Source organism: Nonomuraea salmonea, assembly GCF_042428605.1.
Lineage (GTDB): Bacteria > Actinomycetota > Actinomycetes > Streptosporangiales > Streptosporangiaceae > Nonomuraea > Nonomuraea salmonea.
Genome location: NZ_JBHMCF010000020.1, coordinates 219,936 through 239,322 on the forward strand (window position 1 = coordinate 219,936; position 19,387 = coordinate 239,322).

At 71.7% G+C, this 19,387-nt stretch carries 16 protein-coding genes; 9 read left to right on the forward strand and 7 right to left on the reverse strand.

What is annotated here, in order from left to right:
• Positions 1-12 precede the first annotated feature (12 nt).
• Positions 13-828, reverse strand: a complete 816-nt coding sequence (locus tag ACFFR3_RS21765) for a TIGR03619 family F420-dependent LLM class oxidoreductase (RefSeq protein WP_345398274.1) — start codon at positions 826-828, stop codon at positions 13-15.
• Positions 829-917: 89 nt separating this feature from the next.
• On the opposite strand from ACFFR3_RS21765, the gene ACFFR3_RS21770 reads away from it, so the two are divergent.
• From ACFFR3_RS21770 to ACFFR3_RS21790, 5 genes are all read left to right on the forward strand, one after another.
• Complete coding sequence (locus tag ACFFR3_RS21770) at positions 918-2,165, forward strand: LLM class flavin-dependent oxidoreductase (protein WP_379483729.1); 1,248 nt, start codon at positions 918-920, stop codon at positions 2,163-2,165.
• A complete protein-coding gene (locus ACFFR3_RS21775) occupies positions 2,162-3,040 on the forward strand; it encodes a TIGR03619 family F420-dependent LLM class oxidoreductase (RefSeq protein WP_345398271.1) in 879 nt (292 codons plus the stop codon). The genes ACFFR3_RS21770 and ACFFR3_RS21775 overlap by 4 nt, the downstream gene beginning before the upstream one ends.
• A gap of 38 nt (positions 3,041-3,078) precedes the next feature.
• Positions 3,079-3,894: a HipA family kinase gene (locus tag ACFFR3_RS21780; protein WP_379483730.1), complete on the forward strand. Its 816-nt coding sequence runs from the start codon at positions 3,079-3,081 to the stop codon at positions 3,892-3,894.
• Entirely contained in the window at positions 3,891-4,268 is a 378-nt protein-coding gene (locus ACFFR3_RS21785; protein ID WP_379483731.1) for a DUF3037 domain-containing protein, read from the forward strand. The genes ACFFR3_RS21780 and ACFFR3_RS21785 overlap by 4 nt, the downstream gene beginning before the upstream one ends.
• 61 nt (positions 4,269-4,329) lie before the next feature.
• Complete coding sequence (locus tag ACFFR3_RS21790; protein WP_379483732.1) at positions 4,330-6,030, forward strand: SpoIIE family protein phosphatase; 1,701 nt, start codon at positions 4,330-4,332, stop codon at positions 6,028-6,030.
• A gap of 7 nt (positions 6,031-6,037) precedes the next feature.
• On the opposite strand, the gene ACFFR3_RS21795 is transcribed toward ACFFR3_RS21790, so the two are convergent.
• The 4 genes from ACFFR3_RS21795 to dxr form a co-directional block, all read right to left on the reverse strand.
• Positions 6,038-6,880: a GNAT family N-acetyltransferase gene (locus ACFFR3_RS21795; protein WP_364380592.1), complete on the reverse strand. Its 843-nt coding sequence runs from the start codon at positions 6,878-6,880 to the stop codon at positions 6,038-6,040.
• A gap of 102 nt (positions 6,881-6,982) precedes the next feature.
• The gene (locus ACFFR3_RS21800) at positions 6,983-8,602 is read right to left on the reverse strand and encodes an alpha/beta hydrolase (RefSeq protein WP_379483733.1); all 1,620 of its coding nucleotides are present in this window, start codon (positions 8,600-8,602) and stop codon (positions 6,983-6,985) included.
• Between the two features lie 337 nt (positions 8,603-8,939).
• Positions 8,940-10,106, reverse strand: a complete 1,167-nt coding sequence (ispG, locus tag ACFFR3_RS21805; protein ID WP_345398256.1) for a flavodoxin-dependent (E)-4-hydroxy-3-methylbut-2-enyl-diphosphate synthase — start codon at positions 10,104-10,106, stop codon at positions 8,940-8,942.
• A 39-nt stretch (positions 10,107-10,145) separates the two neighbouring features.
• Positions 10,146-11,336 (reverse strand): 1-deoxy-D-xylulose-5-phosphate reductoisomerase, encoded by a 1,191-nt coding sequence (dxr, locus tag ACFFR3_RS21810; RefSeq protein WP_364380352.1) that lies wholly within the window; start codon positions 11,334-11,336, stop codon positions 10,146-10,148.
• A 454-nt stretch (positions 11,337-11,790) separates the two neighbouring features.
• Between dxr and ACFFR3_RS21815 the strand changes: the two genes are divergently transcribed.
• Positions 11,791-12,630 carry a trypsin-like serine peptidase gene (locus ACFFR3_RS21815; RefSeq protein WP_364925624.1) on the forward strand — a complete coding sequence of 280 codons (840 nt, stop codon included), beginning with the start codon at positions 11,791-11,793 and terminating at the stop codon, positions 12,628-12,630.
• 55 nt (positions 12,631-12,685) lie between these two features.
• Entirely contained in the window at positions 12,686-13,972 is a 1,287-nt protein-coding gene (locus ACFFR3_RS21820; protein ID WP_379483734.1) for a trypsin-like serine peptidase, read from the forward strand.
• A 58-nt stretch (positions 13,973-14,030) separates the two neighbouring features.
• Here ACFFR3_RS21820 and ACFFR3_RS21825 read toward each other — a convergent pair whose 3' ends face one another.
• Positions 14,031-15,458 (reverse strand): aldehyde dehydrogenase family protein, encoded by a 1,428-nt coding sequence (locus ACFFR3_RS21825; protein ID WP_379483735.1) that lies wholly within the window; start codon positions 15,456-15,458, stop codon positions 14,031-14,033.
• Between the two features lie 289 nt (positions 15,459-15,747).
• Between ACFFR3_RS21825 and ACFFR3_RS21830 the strand changes: the two genes are divergently transcribed.
• Entirely contained in the window at positions 15,748-16,374 is a 627-nt protein-coding gene (locus ACFFR3_RS21830) for a TetR/AcrR family transcriptional regulator (protein ID WP_345398244.1), read from the forward strand.
• Here ACFFR3_RS21830 and ACFFR3_RS21835 read toward each other — a convergent pair.
• A complete protein-coding gene (locus tag ACFFR3_RS21835; RefSeq protein ID WP_379483736.1) occupies positions 16,340-17,872 on the reverse strand; it encodes a PucR family transcriptional regulator in 1,533 nt (510 codons plus the stop codon). The genes ACFFR3_RS21830 and ACFFR3_RS21835 overlap by 35 nt on opposite strands.
• A gap of 91 nt (positions 17,873-17,963) precedes the next feature.
• On the opposite strand from ACFFR3_RS21835, the gene gabT reads away from it, so the two are divergent.
• Positions 17,964-19,292 (forward strand): 4-aminobutyrate--2-oxoglutarate transaminase, encoded by a 1,329-nt coding sequence (gene gabT / locus ACFFR3_RS21840; RefSeq protein ID WP_345398232.1) that lies wholly within the window; start codon positions 17,964-17,966, stop codon positions 19,290-19,292.
• Positions 19,293-19,387 lie beyond the last annotated feature (95 nt).

A 19,387-nucleotide genomic window follows, 5' to 3' on the forward strand; every position in this document is an offset into this window, starting at 1 on the left:
GTCCAGAACAAGCTACGGGAGCAGCGCCGCGTACCGGTCGAGGACGGGCAGCACCTCGTCCGCGGGCCCGCTGGGCAGCGTCGCGACGGCCTCCTCGATGCCCAGCTCGGCGAAGTAGTCGAGCTTCTCCCTGGTGGCCAGCGTGGCGAACGGGATCACCCGGGCCATCGACCGTCCCGCCTTCTCGCACGCCTCGCGCAGGGCGGGCAGCGCCGCCTTGATGCCGCGCCCGCCGATGGGCATCCAGCCGTCGGCGTACTCGGCGACGTGGGCGAACAGCTTCGGCCCCGCCGCCCCACCCACATGGACGGGCGGACGGCTGAGCGGCTTGGGCCAGGACCAGGCCGGCTCGACGCCCTCGAAGGAGGCCACCTCGTCGCGCCACAGCGCCTGCATGGCCATGACGTGGTGGCGGGCGATCTCGCGGCGCCGCCCGTACGGGACCCCGTGGTTCTCGATCTCCTCGACGTTCCAGCCGAAGCCGACGCCGACCACCACGCGGCCGCCCGACAGCAGGTCAAGAGAGGCGATGGCCTTGGCGGTGACGATGGGGTCGCGCTGGGCGGCGAGCAGGATGCCGGTGCCGAGCCGCAGCCGGGCGGTCGCGGCGGCGGCGAAGGACAGGGCGACGAGGGGGTCGAGCGTGCGCTTGTACTCCTCGGGCAGCTCGCCGTCCGCCGCCCCCGGGTAGGGCGTGCGCCGTGAGACCGGGATGTGGGTGTGCTCGGGCAGGTAGAGCGAGTCGAGCCCGCGTTCCTCCGCCGCCTTCGCGAGTTGCTGCACGGGCATCGCCAGGTCGGTCGCGAACATCGTGACGCCGAGCTTCATCACACCCCCACACCGATAAACCAAGCGATTGCTCGGTTAAGATTTCCAGAGTACCTTGCGAAGGACCGTCCCGCGGAGAGAGGTTCCCGGTGAAGTTTTCGATCTTCCTGAATCCGCAGATCCCAGGCTCGGGCTACGCGGCCGAGGAGAACGCCAGGGCGAAGCGCCCGATCGGCCGCGACACCGAGTCGTACCAGCGGCTGCTGCACGAGGTACGCGAGATCGCCGTGCACGCCGACCAGATCGGGTTCGACGCGCTGATGATGACCGAGCACCACTTCCACTCGGAAGGCATGGAGTTCTCGGTCAACCCGCTGATGTTCCTCACCGACCTCGCGGCGCGGACCGAGCGCATCCTGCTCGCCCCGCTCGGCCTCGTGCTGCCCGCCTGGGACCCCATCAGGGCCGCCGAGGACGTCGCGCTGCTCGACCAGTTCAGCAAGGGACGGCTGCGGCTGGGCGTGGCACGGGGCTACCAGAACCGCTGGATGAACGTGCTCGGCCAGCGCTGGCAGGCCGCCGCCGCCCGCTCCGACGGCTCGGCCACCGACACGCGGAACTTCGACGTCTTCGGCGAGGTGCTGAAGATCATGAAGCTGGCCTGGACGCAGGAGACGCTCCGCTACAAGTCGGACGTGCTCGACTACCAGGTGCCCTTCCCGTACGAGGGCATCGAGGGCTGGCCCGCCCAGGAGTGGACCCGCACGTTCGGCGCGCCCGGCGAGATCGACGACGACGGCGTGGTCAAGGCGGTGTCGGTCTGCCCCAAGCCGTACCAGAACCCGCATCCCGAGCTGTGGCAGCCGTTCACGATCTCCGACCGGTCGGTCATCAGGGCGGCGCAGGAGGACATCCTGCCGTGGATGTTCACCCCCAACCCCGACGACCACGCCCAGAAGGCCAGGCTCTACCAGGAGGAGTCGGCCAAGCACGGCCGCCACTACAAGCTGGGCGAGCACACCGGCATCCTCAAGATCGTCGGCATCGGCGACACCACCGAGCAGGCCATCGCCACCTTCGGCAGGAGCATCCCCAAGGACTTCGCCGCCTTCTTCGGCCCCTTCGGCTACCTGGAGGTGCTGCGCAAGAAGGAGGACGAGAAGCACAAGCCCATCTCGCCGGAGAAGGGCGACGCCAAGCGCATGAGGGACGTCGAGATGGCGCTGTTCGGCACGCCCGACGACGTCAAGCGCGGCATCCAGCGCATGCTCGACAAGATGCCCGACCTGGAGTGGTTCGGCCTCTACATGCAGGGCCAGCAGGGCGTGCTGCCGCTCGACACGGTCAAGCGGAACCTGGAACTGTTCGCCACCAAGGTCGCACCGGAGTTTCGATGAAGTTCTGGCTGGGCGCCTCCTTCTCCGACACCGATCAGTTCACCGAACTGGCGAGGGCGGCCGAGCGGTGCGGGTTCGACACGCTGACGCTCTCCGACCACCTCTTCTACGCCGACTTCGCCTCGCCGTACCCGTACTCGCGGTCGGGGCGGCCCCGGTGGGACGCGCGTACGCACTGGCCCGACGTGTGGGTGACGATCGGGGCCATGGCCGCGGTCACCAGCACGCTGCGCTTCGCGCCGAACGTCTACATCGCGCCCGCCCGCGACCTGTTCACCGTGGCCAAGCAGGTGTCCACGGCGGCGGTGCTGTCGCGCGAGCGGGTCACGTTCGGGGTCGGCGTGGGCTGGTGCAAGGAGGAGTTCACGGCCACCGGCCAGGACTTCCACACCCGCGGCAAGCGCCTCGACGCGATGCTGCCCGCGCTGCGCGGGCTCTGGTCGGGCGAGACGGTCACCCTCGACGGCCTCCCGCCGCTGTCGATCTCCCCCACCCCGTCAGGCCCGATCCCCGTGTACGTCGGCGGCGACAGCGAGGCCGCCCTGCGCCGCGCGGCCCGGCTCGGCGACGGCTGGATCGGCAACCGCATCTACACCGAAGAGCAGCTCGACGAGGTGCTCGACACCCTGCGCGGGCACCTGGAGGCCAACGGCAGGTCCATCGAGGAGTTCGAGGTCATCGCGCCGCTCGCGGTGCTGCCCGAGGCGGAGACCTACCGCCACTTCGCCGCCAAGGGCGTGACGGGCACGCTGGCCGCCCCGTGGTGGCTGGCCACGCCGGAGGAGAAGTCCCGGTACGGCGAGGGCACCTTGGAGCTCAAGCTCGCCACCATGGAACGCTTCGCCGAAGAGGTGATCGCCAAGATGCCCGTGTGACGTCCTGAACGGCGCTTCCAGGGCGATAGCCTCATCTCGTGCTGGAAAAGATCGCAGCCACCCGTTACGTCACCCCGCTGCGGGAGGGCGGGTCGCTGCCCGGCGTGGTCGAGGCCGACGACCTCGGCACCTACGTCGTCAAGTTCCGCGAGGCCGGCCAGGGCCGGCGGGTGCTGGTCGCCGAGATCATCGCCGCCGAGCTGGGCCGGCGTCTCGGCTTCAGGACCCCCGAGCTCAAGCTCATCGACCTCGACCCGCAGCTCGGCGTCAGGGAGCCCGACGAGGAGGTGCAGGACCTCCTCAAGGCCAGCACCGGGCTCAACCTGGCCGTCGACTTCCTGCCGGGCGCGCTCGGGTTCGACCCGCTGGCCTGGGTGCCCGACCCGGTGTTCGCCGCCAGGGTGGTGTGGTTCGACGGCCTGATCCACAACGTCGACCGCAGCTGGCGCAACCCCAACCTGCTCATCTGGCATCGCGACACGTGGCTGATCGACCACGGCGCCGCCCTGTGGTTCCACCACAACTGGCGCACCGCCGACCCGCAGCGGCCGTTCGACGCGGGCGACCACGTGCTGGCGCCGTTCGCGGGCGACGTGGGCCGCGCGGGCGCCGACCTGGCGGGGCGCATCGACCGCGAGCTGCTGGAGAGCGTGACGGCCCTGGTGCCCGACGAGTGGCTGGCGGGCGAGCAGGGCTTCGACTCCCCCGCCGCCGTGCGGGCGGCGTACGTCGAGCATCTCCTGGAGCGGGCGCACGGCCCGCGCGGCTGGCTGTTGGCAGGCGAGCAGCAGGCCCGCAAGACGGCGGGCCCCGGCTCGGTCGGCGCGTTCTGGCGGGAGGGCGGGAGCCGATGAGCAGGGACGTCTACGAGTACGCGGTGATCCGCGTGGTGCCGAAGGTCGAGCGGGGCGAGCAGATCAACGCCGGTGTGCTGCTCTACTGCCAGCCGCGCGGCTACCTGTGCGCCAAGGTCGAGCTCGACCCCGGCCGGCTGCGGGCGCTCGACCCGGGGGCCGACGTCGAGGGGGTGCGGCGGGCGCTCGGCGCGTACGAGCTGGCCTGCGGCGACGAGCCCGGCCCGCTGGCCGGCGAGTCGCTCGGCGGCAGGTTCCGCTGGCTGACGGCGCCGCGCAGCACGGTCGTCCAGGCGGGGCCGGTGCACGCGGGGCTGACCGCCGACCCGGGCACCGAACTGGCCCGGCTTTTCGACAAGCTCGTACGCGTATGACCGAGCCTGCGGTGATAGGGGTGGCTCCTGGGTAGGTTCTCCTGGAGAAAGGAGATCGTCCATGAGCGTCCCGCCCAGGCAGGCGCACGACCTCACCCTTGAGGGCGGGCGTCCTCTGAGGCTGCGCGACCTCAAGGAGGCCGGCGCGTACGTGGTCGACGACCGCGGCCGCATCATCGAGGTCAACCCCAACGCCGAGCGCCTGCTCCTGCGGCGCGCCGGCGACCTGCTGGACCATGACGCCCACGACGCCCTGCACCGCGGCAGGCGCGGCGAGGCGCTGCCGCACAGCCGGTGCGTGATGCGCCACGCCCTCATCTCCGGCAGCACCGGATCAGGCGACCAGGAGTGGATGGAGCGCGGCGACGGCACGCTGATCCGCGTGAGCTGGCTCGTCACCCCCTGCAGGGTCGACGAGTCCGCGACGGGCGCGCTGGTGATCTTCCACCCGGCCCCCGACGCCGAGGACGGCGCCGCCGAGCCGCCCTGGCAGAACCCGTCGCTGTCGGAGCTCGAACGCCTGGCCCTGCTCGCCGAGACGACCGCCACGCTCACCTCCAGCCTCGACGTGGACGCGACGCTGCGCCACCTGGTGCGCCTGGTGGTGCCGCTGCTGGCCGACTGGGTGGTGGTCGACCTGGTCGACGAAGAAGGCACGATCTCCCGCGCCGTCGTGGTCCACTACGAGAACGGCACGCTGACCCACCGCGACGACCTGCAGCGGCAGCTGCCGCCCGTCACCGAGGACTCCCCGATGCCGCTGTCGCGGGCGCTGCGCGGCGTCACCGCGACGCTGATCAGCCCGCAGAGCTACCGAATGCCGCCCGACACCGGCATCGCCGTCGCCCAGCAGGACCTGCTGGCGCAGACCGGCATCAAGTCCGCGTGCATCGCCCCCATCCGCGGCATCCGTGAGGTGATCGGCGCGCTGACCCTCGGGCGGTCCGAGCGGGCGCAGCCGTACACCGCGGGCGACCTGCTGCTGGTCGAGGACATCGCCCGCCGTGCCGGGCTGGCGCTCGACAACGCCCGCCTGTACGAGCGCCAGCGCCGCGTCGCCGAGACCATGCAGCGCCACCTGCTGCCCCGCCTGCCGGTGGTGTCCGGCCTGGAGATGAGCGCCTGCTACGTGCCGGCCCCCGACGCCTCCCAGGTCGGCGGCGACTGGTACGACGCCTTCACCCAGGCGGGCGGCGCACTGGGCCTGGTGATCGGCGACGTGGTGGGCCACGACCTCGACGCCGCCGCCGGCATGGCCCAGGTGTGCAACATGCTGCGGGCGTACGCGGGAGAGATGGACAGCCTGCCCAGCACCGTCATCGGCCGGCTCGACCAGGCGGTCTCGCGCATGGCCGAGGCCACGATGGCCACCGTCGTCTTCGCCCGCGCCGAACCCGTGGACGGCGGCTGGCGGCTGCGCTGGACCAACGCGGGCCACCCGCCGCCGCTGCTGGTCGAGCGCGACGGCACGACCCGGTTCCTGGAGGACGGCGGCGGCCTGATGCTCGGCACCGGCATCTGCGTGCCCCGCCAGGACGCGGTCGTCGACCTGCCGCCGCACTCGAGCGTGGTGTTCTACACCGACGGGCTGATCGAGTCGCCCAGCCACAGCCTGGACGACGGCCTCGAACGGCTGCGCAAGGAGGCGTCGGCGCTCGGCGCGCGCAAGCTGCACGGCTTCTGCGACCGGCTGCTGCGCAAAGTGCGCCCCGACGACAACGACGACGACGTGGCGCTGCTGACCCTGCGCGTGCCCGGCTAGAACTGGGTCAGAACAGCACCGACATGAACGTGTCCACCTCGTGGAAGCCCACCTTGCGGTAGACCGCACGCGCCGAGTGGTTGTAGTCGTTGACGTAGAGGGTGACCACGGGGGCGAAGCAGCTCATCGCCGCCTCCACCACGGCCGCCATCCCGGCCACCGCGTGACCCTTGCCGCGCAGCTCCGGATCGACCCAGACCCCCTGGATCTGGCAGGCCTGCGGGGTGACCGCCCCGATCTCGGCCTTGAACACCACCCGGCCGTCGTCGATCCGCGCGTACGAGCGGCCGATCCTGATCAGCTCCGCCACCCGCGTACGGTAGAGCGCGCCGCCGTCACCCAGGTTGGGCGAGACACCGACCTCTTCGGTGAACATGGCCACGCACGCCGGCAGCAGGATGTCGAACTCCTCGGGCCGCACCCGGCGCACGAGCGGATCGGCCGGCACCGGCGGCCTGCTGGAGATGGCCATGACCGGCTGCGCCCAGCGGATCGCCCGCGCCCGCCCCCAGTGCGGCTCCAGCCGCTCCCACAGCAGGCTGACCGCGTCGACCGGGCCCACGATGGACGAGCAGCGCCGCCCCTGCTTGCGGGCACGGTCGGCGAACGCGTGCACGGCCTCTGGACCGGCGTTGACCGGCACCATGTTGGCGCCGGCGTAACAGAGTGACACGAGGCCACCGCGCGTGCCGAAGCCCCACATCTGCCCGCCCAGCCGCGCGGGGTTGAGACCGACGGCCCGCACCCGCGAGGAGACGAAGACGTTGGCGACCGGATCGGCGTCGAGCAGGGCGAGGACCTCGTCCCGGTCGTTGTCGTCGAGCACGCGCGACGCCGATGTACGCAGCATCACAATGGTCAGACTACGCGAAGGGTTACCGAATAGCTCATCCGGAAATGCCCACGGTAACCCTTTCTTGACGTCCGACCTGTCCGCGGCCGGCCCGGTGCGTCAGCGCGCGCCCTTCAGCAGGTTCAGCGCCCCGAGGAGACCCAGCAGGTCAGGGGCGCGCGAGCTGCCCGACGCCATGTGCGCGGCCGGCTTCGGGTCCGCCGCCGCGGCGCAGGCCGCGCCGGTCCTCGGCAGCGTCCCGTCCCGCAGGTACGTCACCAGGTGCCGGTCCATGCAGGTGTTGCCCGACAGCGTCACCCCGTGGTTGCCGCCCTGGTCCACCACCAGCTTGGCGCGCGGGAACCGCTCGGCCATCTCCAGCGCCCCCTGGTACGGCGTCGCCGCGTCGTCCTTGGACTGCAGAATCAGGAACGGCGGCAGCTTCGGCGAGTCGTGCACCTGCACCGGCGTGCCGCCGCGCACCGGCCAGAACGCGCACGGCGCGTTGTACCAGGCGTTCGGCCAGGTCAGGAACGGCGCCTTGCGGTGCATCCTGGTCATGTCGGTCCGCCACTTGTCCCACTTGCGCGGCCAGCGCGCGTCGCTGCACTCGACGCCCAGGTAGACGGCGTAGCCGTTCTCGTCGGCCGCGTCGTTCTTGCCGTGCCTGGTGTAGACGTCGGTCAGGCCCGTGACGTCGCCGTCGCGCACGTACGACGACCATGCCTGCGCGAACGACGGCCACACCTTGTCCGTGTAACCGGCCAGCGTGAACGTGTCGTCCAGCTCGCTCGGGCCCACCACGCCGCCCGCCGGGTGCGAGCGCAGCCGGTCGCGCATCGCGTAGAAGGCGAACGACGTCTGCTTGACCGTGGAGCCCAGCTTGTAGACGTCGTTGTGGCGGGCCGTCCAGGCCAGGAACTGGCGGTGGCGGCGCTCGAACGAGCGGTCCTGCTTGAGGTTGGAGGCGTACCAGACGCCGCCCGGATCGACCGTGCTGTCCATGACCAGGCGCTTGATCCGGCTCGGGAACAGGGTGGCGTAGACGGCGCCGAGGTAGGTGCCGTACGAGTAGCCGAAGTAGCTGATCTTCTCCTCGCCGAGCGCGGCGCGGATGCGGTCCATGTCCCTGGCGGAGTTCTCCGTCGTCAGGTGCGGCAGCAGCCACGACCACTGGTCGCCGCAGCGCTTCGCGTAGCCGGCGGCGCGGGCCAGCAGCGCCTTCTCGTGCGCCCTGTTGCGCGGGATCTGGTCGAGCCGCGGCGCCTTGTAGTACGTCTCGGCGTCCACGCAGTGCACGGCGGGCTCGCTGCCGCCGACGCCGCGCGGGTCGAAGCCGACGATGTCGTAACGCTCGGACACCTCGGTGGGCAGGGACGTGGCGACGTACTCGGTCAGGGCCCGCCCCGGCGAGCCCGGCCCGCCCGGGTTGATCAGGAGCGTCCCCAGATGGCTGCCGCCCCTGGGCACCTTGGCCTTGATCCGGTTGAGCGCCAGCTTGATCGTCTGGCCCCTCGGCCGTTTGTGGTCGAGCGGCACGCGTACGGTGGCGCACTCCAGCCCCGCCGGCGCCGCCTTGCCCGCCACCTTGGGACAGGCCGCCCAGGCGACGGCCGCCCGCGCCTGCCTCACCCCGGCCGACGTCGTTCCCCCGGCCACCGCCCCCGCGGTCCCGCTCGCACTCCCGACCCCGGCGACGAGCACCGCCACTCCGGCCACAACCCCAGCTACCCGCTTCACCCGGCCCCCTTCCTGTCATAGGCCCTGCGATGCTCCCGCGAGCGACCAGGCGACCACGAAGGGTATGGGGAAAAGCTTGCCAACCTGTAATGCCTCCATTGCCCGCTGTAACCAGCCCACCCGCCCCTCGGCTCCGCCCGCCCATGCGCGCACGCATGCCTGGGGCGATGCTGAGGTGGGGTGGCAGGCAGGCCGACCGACCAGCAGGCGGGCCGTCGCGCAGCCGACCTGCCGGCAGGCGCGATCAGCGGACCGGCCGGCAGGCGCGATCAGCCGGCCGGCCGGAGCCGGTCCGGTTCACCCCCGGCCAACTGGCCGGGCACTCGGCCGACGGCCGTCAGCCGACGGTGACGGTGGGGCCGGTCGTGTCGTCGTCGAGGTCGACCTCGACGCCCATCTCCTCGGCGAGGCGCAGGGCCTCCTCGATGAGGGTTTCGACGATCTGCGACTCCGGCACCGTCTTGATGACCTCGCCCTTGACGAAGATCTGGCCCTTGCCGTTGCCGGAGGCGACGCCCAGGTCGGCCTCGCGGGCCTCGCCAGGGCCGTTGACGACGCAGCCCATGACGGCCACCCGCAGCGGCACCTTCATCCCCTCAAGGCCCGCCTGGACCTGGTCGGCCAGGGTGTAGACGTCGACCTGGGCCCGCCCGCACGACGGGCAGGAGACGATCTCCAGGCCGCGCTCGCGCAGCCCCAGCGACTCGAGGATCTGGGCGCCGACCTTGACCTCCTCGACGGGAGGCGCCGACAGGGAGACCCTGATGGTGTCGCCGATGCCCTCGGCGAGCAGCGCGCCGAAGGCCACGGCCGACTTGATCGTGCCCTGGAAGGCCGGCCCCGCCTCGGTGACGCCGAGGTGGAGCGGGTAGTCGCACTGGGCGGCCAGCAGCCGGTACGCGTTGATCATCACGACCGGGTCGTTGTGCTTGACCGAGATCTTGATGTCACGGAAGCCGTGCTCCTCGAACAGCGAGCACTCCCACAGCGCGGACTCCACCAGCGCCTCTGGCGTCGCCTTGCCGTACTTCTGGAGCAGGCGGGGGTCGAGGGAACCGGCGTTGACGCCGATCCGGATGGGCACGCCGGCGTCGGAGGCCGCGCGGGCGATCTCGCCCACCTTGTCGTCGAACTTCTTGATGTTGCCGGGGTTGACCCGGACGGCCGCGCACCCGGCATCGATGGCGGCGAAGACGTATTTCGGCTGGAAGTGGATGTCGGCGATCACGGGGATCTGCGACTTCTTCGCGATCAGCGGCAGCGCGTCGGCGTCGTCCTGGGACGGCACCGCGACGCGGACGATCTGGCAGCCCGACGCCGTGAGCTCGGCGATCTGCTGGAGGGTGGCGTTGACGTCGGCGGTCACCGTCGTCGTCATCGACTGCACCGAGACGGGGGCGTCGCCGCCCACGGGCACGCTGCCGACCATGAGTTGCCGGGAGTGGCGGCGTTCGGCGAGCGGCTTGGGGCGGACCGTCGGGATGCCGAGAGCTACAGGAGACATTTCAACCCTTACTGTGACGACGCTTTCCAGTCTAGGTAGCTAGCGGGACTGCCCGGCTGTGAGTTCGGCCGCACGGGCCCGCGCCCAGGCGTCGGCCGCGAGCACCTCCTCGACGGAGCCGGCCGGGGTGACCTGGTGTTCTTCGACGACCTTGGCCACGGTGTCGACGATGCCGAGGAACGGCAGATCGCCGCGCAGGAACGCGTCGAGGCACACCTCGTTGGCGGCGTTGTAGACGGCGGGCGCGGTGCCGCCCTCGCCGCCGACGTGCCTGGCCAGCGCGACCGCGGGGAAGGCCACGTCGTCGAGCGGCTCGAACGTCCAGGTGTGGGCCTTGGTCCAGTCGATGGGCCGCGCGGCCCCCGCGACGCGGCGGGGGTGGGCGAGCGCGAGCGCGATCGGCAGCCGCATGTCGGGCGGGCTGGCCTGGGCGATGGTGGAGCCGTCGACGTATTCGACCATGGAGTGGATGATCGACTGGGGGTGGACGACGACCTCGATGCGGTCGAACGGCAGGTCGAACAGCAGATGGGCCTCGATCACCTCGAGCCCCTTGTTGACCAGGGTGGCGGAGTTGACGGTGATGTAGGGGCCCATCGACCAGGTCGGGTGGGCCAGCGCCATCTCCGGCGTGACGTCGGCCATCTCCTCGCGCTTCATGCCCCGGAACGGCCCCCCGCTGGCCGTGACCACCAGCTGCCTGACGCGGGAGGGGTCGTGGCCATCGGGACCCGCCGCCCACAGGCACTGCTGCAGGGCGGAGTGCTCGGAGTCGACGGGCAGGATCTGGCCCGGCGCGGCCAGCCGCTTGACCAGTGGCCCGCCGATGATCAGGGACTCCTTGTTGGCCAGCGCGAGCAGGCGGCCCGCCTTGAGGGCGACCAGGGTGGAGGCCAGGCCGAGCGCGCCGGTGATGCCGTTGAGCACCATGTCGCACTCCCAGCCCGCCACCTCGGCCACCCCGTCGGGGCCGCCGAGCACGACCGGCTTGACGCCGTGGGCCTCCAGCGCCTCGCGCAACGCGGGCACGGCCGAGGCGTCGGCCACCGCCACCGCCTCGACGCCGAACTCCGCCGCCTGCCTGGCCAGCAGGTCGACCCTGCCACCTCCTGCCGCCAGCGCCGCGACGCGGAAACCGCCGGGGTTGGCGGCGATGACGTCGAGGGCCTGCGTGCCCACTGAACCGGTGGAGCCGAGGATGACGACGGAGCGGAGGGTCTCTGCATGCACAGACCCATTCTCCCCGCTGTGCCGGGCGCTCAGGCACGACGGGGCGGCCGGGCCAAAATTCGCCGCCTTATGTGACACGAGATAACCCAGTTCATTTATGTCGGAATATCGTCATATCGGAATGCGCGAATCTTGAGAAATCCGGATATTGCGGCGGCTACGTTCCAACCCCGAGTCCGTTTTAGGGAGGTACGTAATGCACCGCAAAATCGCCCTGCTTTCCGCCGCCACGCTGACCGGCACCTTGCTCGCCACCGCACTCCCCGCCGCGGCGGCCCAGGCTGCGTCCTCAACCGGGCCCTCAGCCGGGTCCTCAGCCGGGTCCTCAGCTGCGTCCTCAGCTGCGTCCTCAGCTGCGTCCTCAACCGGGTCCCAAGCCGGGTCCCGGATTGCGCCCCGGCCGAAGCCGGCGCAGCACGCCGCCGCCGACACGGCGTCCGAGCGGCGGCAGGCGATGACGTACTGGACCGAGCGGCGCATGGAGGCCGCCCAGCCGCTGGACGTCCCCGACCCCAAGGTGGCGCCCAATGCTGCGGAACCCCGCCAGGGCACCGCGTGGACCGCTCCACCCACCCGTGGCGGGTCGGGCGCCACCACGCAGGCGGCGCGCAGCTCGGGCGCGGCGTGGACCAAGGGCGGCGCGGTCGCGCGTACGACCGGGCGGATCTTCTTCACCACCCAGGGACGCAACGCCTCCTGCTCGGGCACCGCCGTCACCAGCGCCAACAAGAGCGTCGTGCTGACCGCGGGCCACTGCGTGAAGATGTCCGGCGCCTTCCACACGAACTGGGTCTTCGTCCCCGGCTACGACAAAGGTCAGCGCCCCTTCGGCACCTGGCCCGCCACCCGGCTGCTCACCACCCCGCAGTGGAACTCGGGCGAGGACATCAACTTCGACGTGGCCGCCGCCGTGGTCGCGCCGGTGAACGGCAAGACGCTGGTCGACACCGTCGGCGGCCAGGGCGTGGCCTTCAATCAACCGCGCAGGCAGCAGATGTACGCCTTCGGCTACCCGGCGGCGGCGCCGTACGACGGCTCGAAGCTCGTCTACTGCGGCGGGCGGACGTTCGACGACTTCCTGGCCAGCCGCGGCCTCGGCCTGACCTGCGACATGACCGGCGGTTCGAGCGGCGGTCCCTGGATGCTGAATTTCACCGAGTCGACCGGGCTCGGCACCCAGAATTCCGTCAACAGCTTCAAATACAACTTCGCCCCCAACTGGATGTTCGGCCCCTATTTCGGGACCGAGGCCCAGGCCGTCTACCAAGCAGCGCAAACCACCAACGCAGCCTGAGGAATTCACCGAAAGTAGTCACAAGAACACATCTCGTGGGGCACACTCGGGGGCCATGACCTTGAGCACCCCCCTGCTTGCGGCCGCCTCGCTCATGGCGGGGCTGATCGGCCCCGCGCTCGCCGGCGCGGCACCCGTCCGCCAGCAGGCCGACACCCAGGCCGGGACCCAGACCGGGGCTCAGACCGGGACCCAGGCCGTCGTCTCCGCGAGTTTCGCGGAGCGCGGCGACCTCCACGGTGTCCTCCACGGCGACCTCCACGGTGACATCGTCGAGCACGTGGCCGCCAGGACGGCCTCCGACCAGCGGCGCGTGCTCGCGTACTGGACGCCGGAACGCATGGCGAAGGCCCTGCCGATCGACGTGCTCGGCCTCGTCGAACGCGGCCTCACCGGCGGCCTGAGCGGCATCACGAAGGGCCTCACGGGCAGCGCCGCCCCCGCGAACAGCGGCCCCGCGAGCGGGGCGCCGGCGCGAGGCGCCGCAGGACCGCTCAGCGGTCCGGCGGGAGCGAGCGGCCCGGCGGGAGCGAGCAGTCCGGCGGGAGCGAGCGGTCCGGCGGGAGCGGGCGGGGAGTCGGCGGTGCCGTCGCCGCGTGAGCTCATGGCGGCCGCCCGCCCCCTCGCGCCGGCCAGGCCCGCGAAGCCAGCCACCAGCACGGTCGGCTCCCGCTGGATCACCGGCGGCCAGGTGGCGAGGACCACGGGCCGGGTGTTCCTGACCGTGGCGGGCGCCGACTTCGTCTGCTCGGCGAGCACGGTCAAGAGCGCCAACAGGGACGTCGTGGTCACCGCCGGCCACTGCGTGAAGGACGGCTCCGGCGAGTGGGCGGCGAACTGGACGTTCGTCCCGGGGTACGACACGGCCCACGAGCACCCGTACGGCCAGTACACCGCCCGCCGCATGTTCGTCGCCGGCCCGTGGTCGCGCAGCGGCGACGACAACTACGACGTCGGCATGGTCGCCCTGGCCACCTCCAGGGGCCGCCACGTGACGGACGTCGTCGGAGCCCAGAGCATCGCCTTCAACACGGGCCGCGGCGGCCAGGCGTTCGGCTTCGGCTACCCGGCGGACCCGCCGTACGACGGCTCGCACCTCGTCTACTGCGCGGGCCGGCTCAAGAACGACCCGCACGGTCAGACCCGCGACCAGGGCCTCGGCTGTGACATGACGGCGGGCGCCAGCGGCGGCCCGTGGATGACGTCGTTCGACACCGCGACGGGCAGGGGCACGATAACGTCGCTGAGCAGCTTCAAGTACAGCGACGACCACCGCACGATGTACGGCCCGTACTTCGGCGACACGATCAAGTCCCTCTTCCGCACGGCCGAACGCGCCTAGGAGGAGGGGATCAGGACGGGCGGGGTGACGGGCGCGCCGCGTCACCCCGCCGCGGTTCCTACAGCGACAGCCCGGTCAGGACCATGACCTTCTCGTACGTCAGGTCCTCCATGGCCGAGTGCAGCCCCTCGCGCCCGATGCCGGAGTCCTTGACCCCGCCGTACGGCATCTGGTCGGCCCGGTACGACGGCACGTCCCCGATGATCACGCCGCCCACCTCCAGCTCCCGGTTGGCGCGGAAGGCGGCGTCGAGCGACCGGGTGAACACCCCGGCCTGCAGCCCGTACTTGGAGTCGTTGACCATCGCGTAGGCCTCGTCGATGGACGCGGCCGGCTGCAGGATCATGACGGGCCCGAAGACCTCCTCGCAGGCGACCTTGGCGTCGTGGGGCACGCCGGCCAGCACGGTCGGCTCGACGGTGGCGCCGTCGCGCCCGCCGCCCGCGAGCAGGGTGGCGCCGGCGTCGACCGCCTCGCGCACCCATTGCTCGACCCGCTCGGCGGCGGCCTCGGAGACGAGCGGCCCGACCTGGGTCTTCTCGTCGGAGGGGTCGCCGGTGACGAGCGCGTTGACGGCGGGCAGCAGCCGCTCGGCGAAGGCGTCGTAGACGGACTGCTCGACGATCACCCGCTGGACGGCGATGCAGCTCTGCCCGGCCTGGTAGTTGGAGTAGAGGGCGATGCGCTGGGCGGCCCAGTCGAGGTCGGCGTCGGCGAGCACGACGGCGGCGGCGTTGCCGCCCAGCTCCAGCGTCACGTGCTTGCGCGGCACCTGGTCGGCGATGGCGTAGCCGACGGGCGCGGAGCCGGTGAACGACACGACGGGCAGCCGGGGGTCGGTCACGAGGGCGGAGGCGCGCTCGTTCTCGATGGGCAGCACCGAGAACATGCCGGCGGGCAGGTCGGTCTCGGCCAGGATCTCGCCGAGCAGCAGCGAGGACAGCGGGGTGGCGGGCGCGGGCTTGACGATGACGGGCGCGCCGACGGCGATGGCGGGGGCGACCTTGTGGGCGACCAGGTTCAGCGGGAAGTTGAACGGGGTGATCGCCAGCACGGGGCCCTTGGGCACGCGGGAGACGTAGGCGAGGCGGCCGGCCGCGGCGGGCTCGGTGTCGAGCCGCTGCACGCCGCCGGACCAGCGGCGGGTCTCCTCGGCGGCGAAGCGGAAGGTGGCGACGGCCCTGCTCACCTCGCCGCGCGCCCACATGATGGGCTTGCCGTTCTCGGCGGTGATGAGGTGGGCGATCTCGTCGGCCCGCTCGGCGAGGCGGCGCGAGACGTGAGCGAGCGCCTCGGCGCGTACGTGCACGGGCAGCGCGGCGGCCTGCCCGGCGACCGCGGCCGCGGCCGCGACGGCCTCCTCCACCTGGGCGTCGGTGGGCACCCAGTGCCGCGCGACCGCGCGGCCGTCGTGGGGGTTGGTGACAGTGAGCTCGGTCTCCCCGGTCGCGGCGCGGCCGGCCAGCCAGAAGGTACGCACGTCCATACCCCGACGTTATGCCACGCGTGCACGGGGGATTTACACCACGATGCACAAGACTCACACGAGGGCTCACCGTTAAGTACAAGCCCTGTTGTATACCCATGATGTAACAGAAGTAGACCCAATTCGGGATGTTTACCATGCGGAGTGGTTTGAGGGATCTCCGCCATGGCTAAGTCATCGAGTGCGGGTCTCCAGCGCGGTGGGCCCTCGATCAGAAAGGCGTGGGCCCCGTGACCGAACGACGTGAGGTCACAAGGACGCATAGCTCCTTGGCCGCAAGGGAGGTCTCATGACCTCGGCGCCTCTGGGACTCCAGGGTGCTTACCTCCTGGGCGAGCGCGCCACCCACGACGAACTTCGCTCGCGTCTCCTCGACGTGGCCGTCAACCTGCTCCAGAGCGACGGGCCCGACAGCCTCACCATGCGCAGGATCGCCGCGGAAGCCGGCTGCACGACGACCGTCATCTACACGATGTTCGGCAACAGGGAAGGGCTGGCGGAGGCGCTCTATCTGGAGGGGTTCGAGCGCTTCCGCCGCTATCTGGAGGCCGTGCCGCAGCGGCGCAACCCGTACGAGCACCTGACCGCGCTCGGCCCCGCCTACCGGCAGGCGTGCCTGTCGGAGCCCGGCTACTACAGCCTCATGTTCGAGCGCGCGATCCCCGGCTTCGAGCCCAGCGAGCGCGCCCGCACCCTCGCCCGCGCCGCCCTGAACATCCTCGACCGCGTCATCGCCGACTGCATCTCGGCCGGCTACCTGATCCCGACGCAGCCCCGCAAGATCGCCGACGCGTTCTGGGCGGCCGCTCAGGGTGCGATCAGCCTGGAGCGGGCCGGGCACCTGCGCGACGGGCGCACGTACGAGGCCGTGACGACCGCGATCATCTGCTGTTACCAGGTCGAGAAGCCGGAGTAGCGCGGCCGCGCAGCGGCGGGCGGCCGGCCGCCTCCAGGGCGAGCCACAGCTCCGCGCGCACGCCGGGGTCGTCGAGGTCGCGGCCCAGCAGCTCCGCGACGCGTCTCATGCGGTAGCGCAGCGTGTGGCGGTGCACGCCGAGCCGCTGCGCCGCGGCGTCCCAGTGGCCGTTGCTCTCCAGGTACGCCCGCAGCGACTCCATGAGGTCGGCGCGGGAGCCGTACGCGGTGAGCGGGGCCAGCACCGCCGTCGAGAACGCGTGGGCGGCGGCCGGGTCGAGCAGCGCGAGCAGCCCCTGCCCCGCGAGCTCGCCGAACCTGACGACCGGGCCCCTGCGCGTGTCCAGGGCCGCCTCCAGGGCCCGCCTGGCCTGGTCGAGCGCGTCGCGCAGGGTGCCGTAGCCGGTGGGCAGGCTCGCCCCGACCGGCGCGTCCGCGCTCAGGGCCACCTCAGCCGCCTCCTGCTCGGGCACGAGCGCGACGACGTCCGGCACGCCGGTCAGCGCGGTGAACGTGACCGCCTCCAGCGCGTCCAGCGCGTCGGGTCCCGCCGCGAGCACCACCACGGGTGCGGCGGGCAGCCGGCCGCCCAGCCGGCCCAGCACCGCCCTGGCCCGCTCCTCCTCCCCCGCCAGCAGCAGCTCCAGCACGGCGGCCCGCAGGCTGCGCTCGGCCGCGCGCTGCGCCCTGCCCTGCTCCATGGACAGGGTGAGCAGCGAGCCCGCGGCGTTGATCACGGTCTGCGTGACGGGCGTGAACGCGTGCCCGGCCCCGACGGCGAAGAACCCCCGTGGCCGCCCGCCCCCACCCAGCGGCTGCACCACGATGTGCTCACCGGGCGCGGAGAGCGCCAGGCTCGCCGGCATCCGCCCATCCCCCGCCTCGGCCCGCCGGGGGGTGTCCAGGGGGCGGCCGCGGCGGCGGGAGAGCTCGGCGGCGACCGCGTCCGTCCTGGCGTCCGGCGTGGCGTGGCGGACCTCGCCCGACTCGTCCAGCAGCGCCGCCCACCCGCCGACCTCCTTGGCGAGCCGGTCGATGACGGCGTGCACGCCCTCGGGCCGCAGCGCCGCCCGCGTCAGCCGGCCCTGGGCGGCGAAGGCGCGGCTGATCTCCTCGTACTGCTCGGCCGCGAGCAGCTCGCTGACGACCTTGCCGATGGCGATGAACGGCGTCTCGCGCGGCACCTCGAGCAGCGGCAGCCCGGCCGCCTCCGCGGCCTCGACGAGGGCGGCCGGCGTCTCCTCGTGCGAGACCCCGACGCCGAACCCGAGCCCGGCCACCCCGCGCCTGACGAGGCGGGCGACGTAGCCGGTCAGGTCGCCGTCCATGCGCAGGCCGGTGGTGAGCAGGAGTTCGCCGCCCTCCAGGTAGGGTGTCGGGTCGGCCAGCTCGCTGACGGCGACCCAGCGGACGGCCGCGTCGAGCACGCCGGGCCCTGAGGTGCCGGCCAGCGGCCTCAGGTGCATGCGGCGCATGACGGTCTGCAGCGTAGGCGGCATGCGGAATTTGTCCATTTCGGCTAAGACGACCACTCCCAGTGTTACATATCGACCTATCGGCGCAGGTGAAAGCCCACCATAACGTCGAAGCATGAGCATTCCCCAGGAGCGGCGCGTCGTGACCGCCATCCCAGGCCCGAGGTCGCAGGAGTTGCTGGCCCGCAAGCAGGCCGCCGTCCCACCCGGCATCGGCACGACCCTGCCGGTCTTCGTCACCCGCGCGGGCGGCGGGGTGGTGCAGGACGCCGACGGGAACTCGCTGATCGACTTCGGCTCCGGCATCGCCGTGACGAACGTGGGCAACGCCGCGCCCAAGGTCGTCGAGCGGGTGCGCAAGCAGGTCGCCGAGTTCACCCACACCTGCTTCATGGTCACCCCGTACGAGTCGTACGTGCAGGTGTGCGAGAAGCTCAACGAGCTGACGCCGGGCGAGCACGAGAAGCGTACGTTCCTGGTGAACTCGGGCGCCGAGGCCGTGGAGAACGCGGTCAAGATCGCCCGGCACTCGACGGGCCGCCCTGGAGTCGTCGTGTTCGACCACGGCTACCACGGCCGCACGCTGCTGACGATGACGCTGACGGCCAAGAACATGCCGTACAAGCAGGGGTTCGGGCCGTTCGCGCCGGAGGTCTACCGGGTGCCGCTGGCCTACCCGTTCCGCTGGCCGACGGGCCCTGACAACTGCGCGGATGAGGCGGCCGAGCAGGCCATCGACCTCATCACCAAGCAGATCGGCGCCCAGAACGTGGCCGCCGTGGTGATCGAGCCGATCGCGGGCGAGGGCGGCTTCATCGTGCCGGCCAGGGGTTTCCTGCCGCGCATCGCGGAGTTCTGCCGGGCGAACGGCATCGTGTTCGTGGCCGACGAGGTGCAGACCGGCTTCGCGCGTACGGGGACGCTGTTCGCCTGCGAGGACGAGGGCGTCGTGCCGGACATCATCACCACGGCCAAGGGCATCGCGGGCGGCCTGCCGCTGGCGGCGGTGACCGGGCGCGCGGAGATCATGGACAAGGTGCACGCGGGCGGGCTCGGCGGCACGTACGGCGGCAACCCGCTGGCTTGCGAGGCCGCGCTGGGCGTGCTGGAGACGATCGAGTCCGACGACCTGGTGGCCAGGGCCAGGCGGATCGGCGAGATCATGCTGCCCCGCCTGGAGGCGCTCAAGGAGCGCTTCGGCGTGATCGGGGACGTCAGGGGCCGGGGCGCGATGATCGCGATCGAGCTGGTCGAGCCGGGCACCAAGGAGCCGAACCCGGCGGCCGTCGCGGAGGTCGTCAAGCGCTGCCACGCGGAGGGCCTGCTGGTGCTGACGGCCGGCACGTACGGCAACGTGCTGCGCTTCCTGCCGCCGCTGGTCATCCCCGAGCACCTGCTGGAGGAGGGCCTCGGCATCCTGGAGAAGGCCATCGCCGACCTCTAGACGAAACCCTACGAAACGGGCACCCAGCTTGCGGCTGGTTGCCCGTTTTTGTGGTGTAAAAGGCGTCGCTCGGGTAGAGAATTCACCCTGACTTG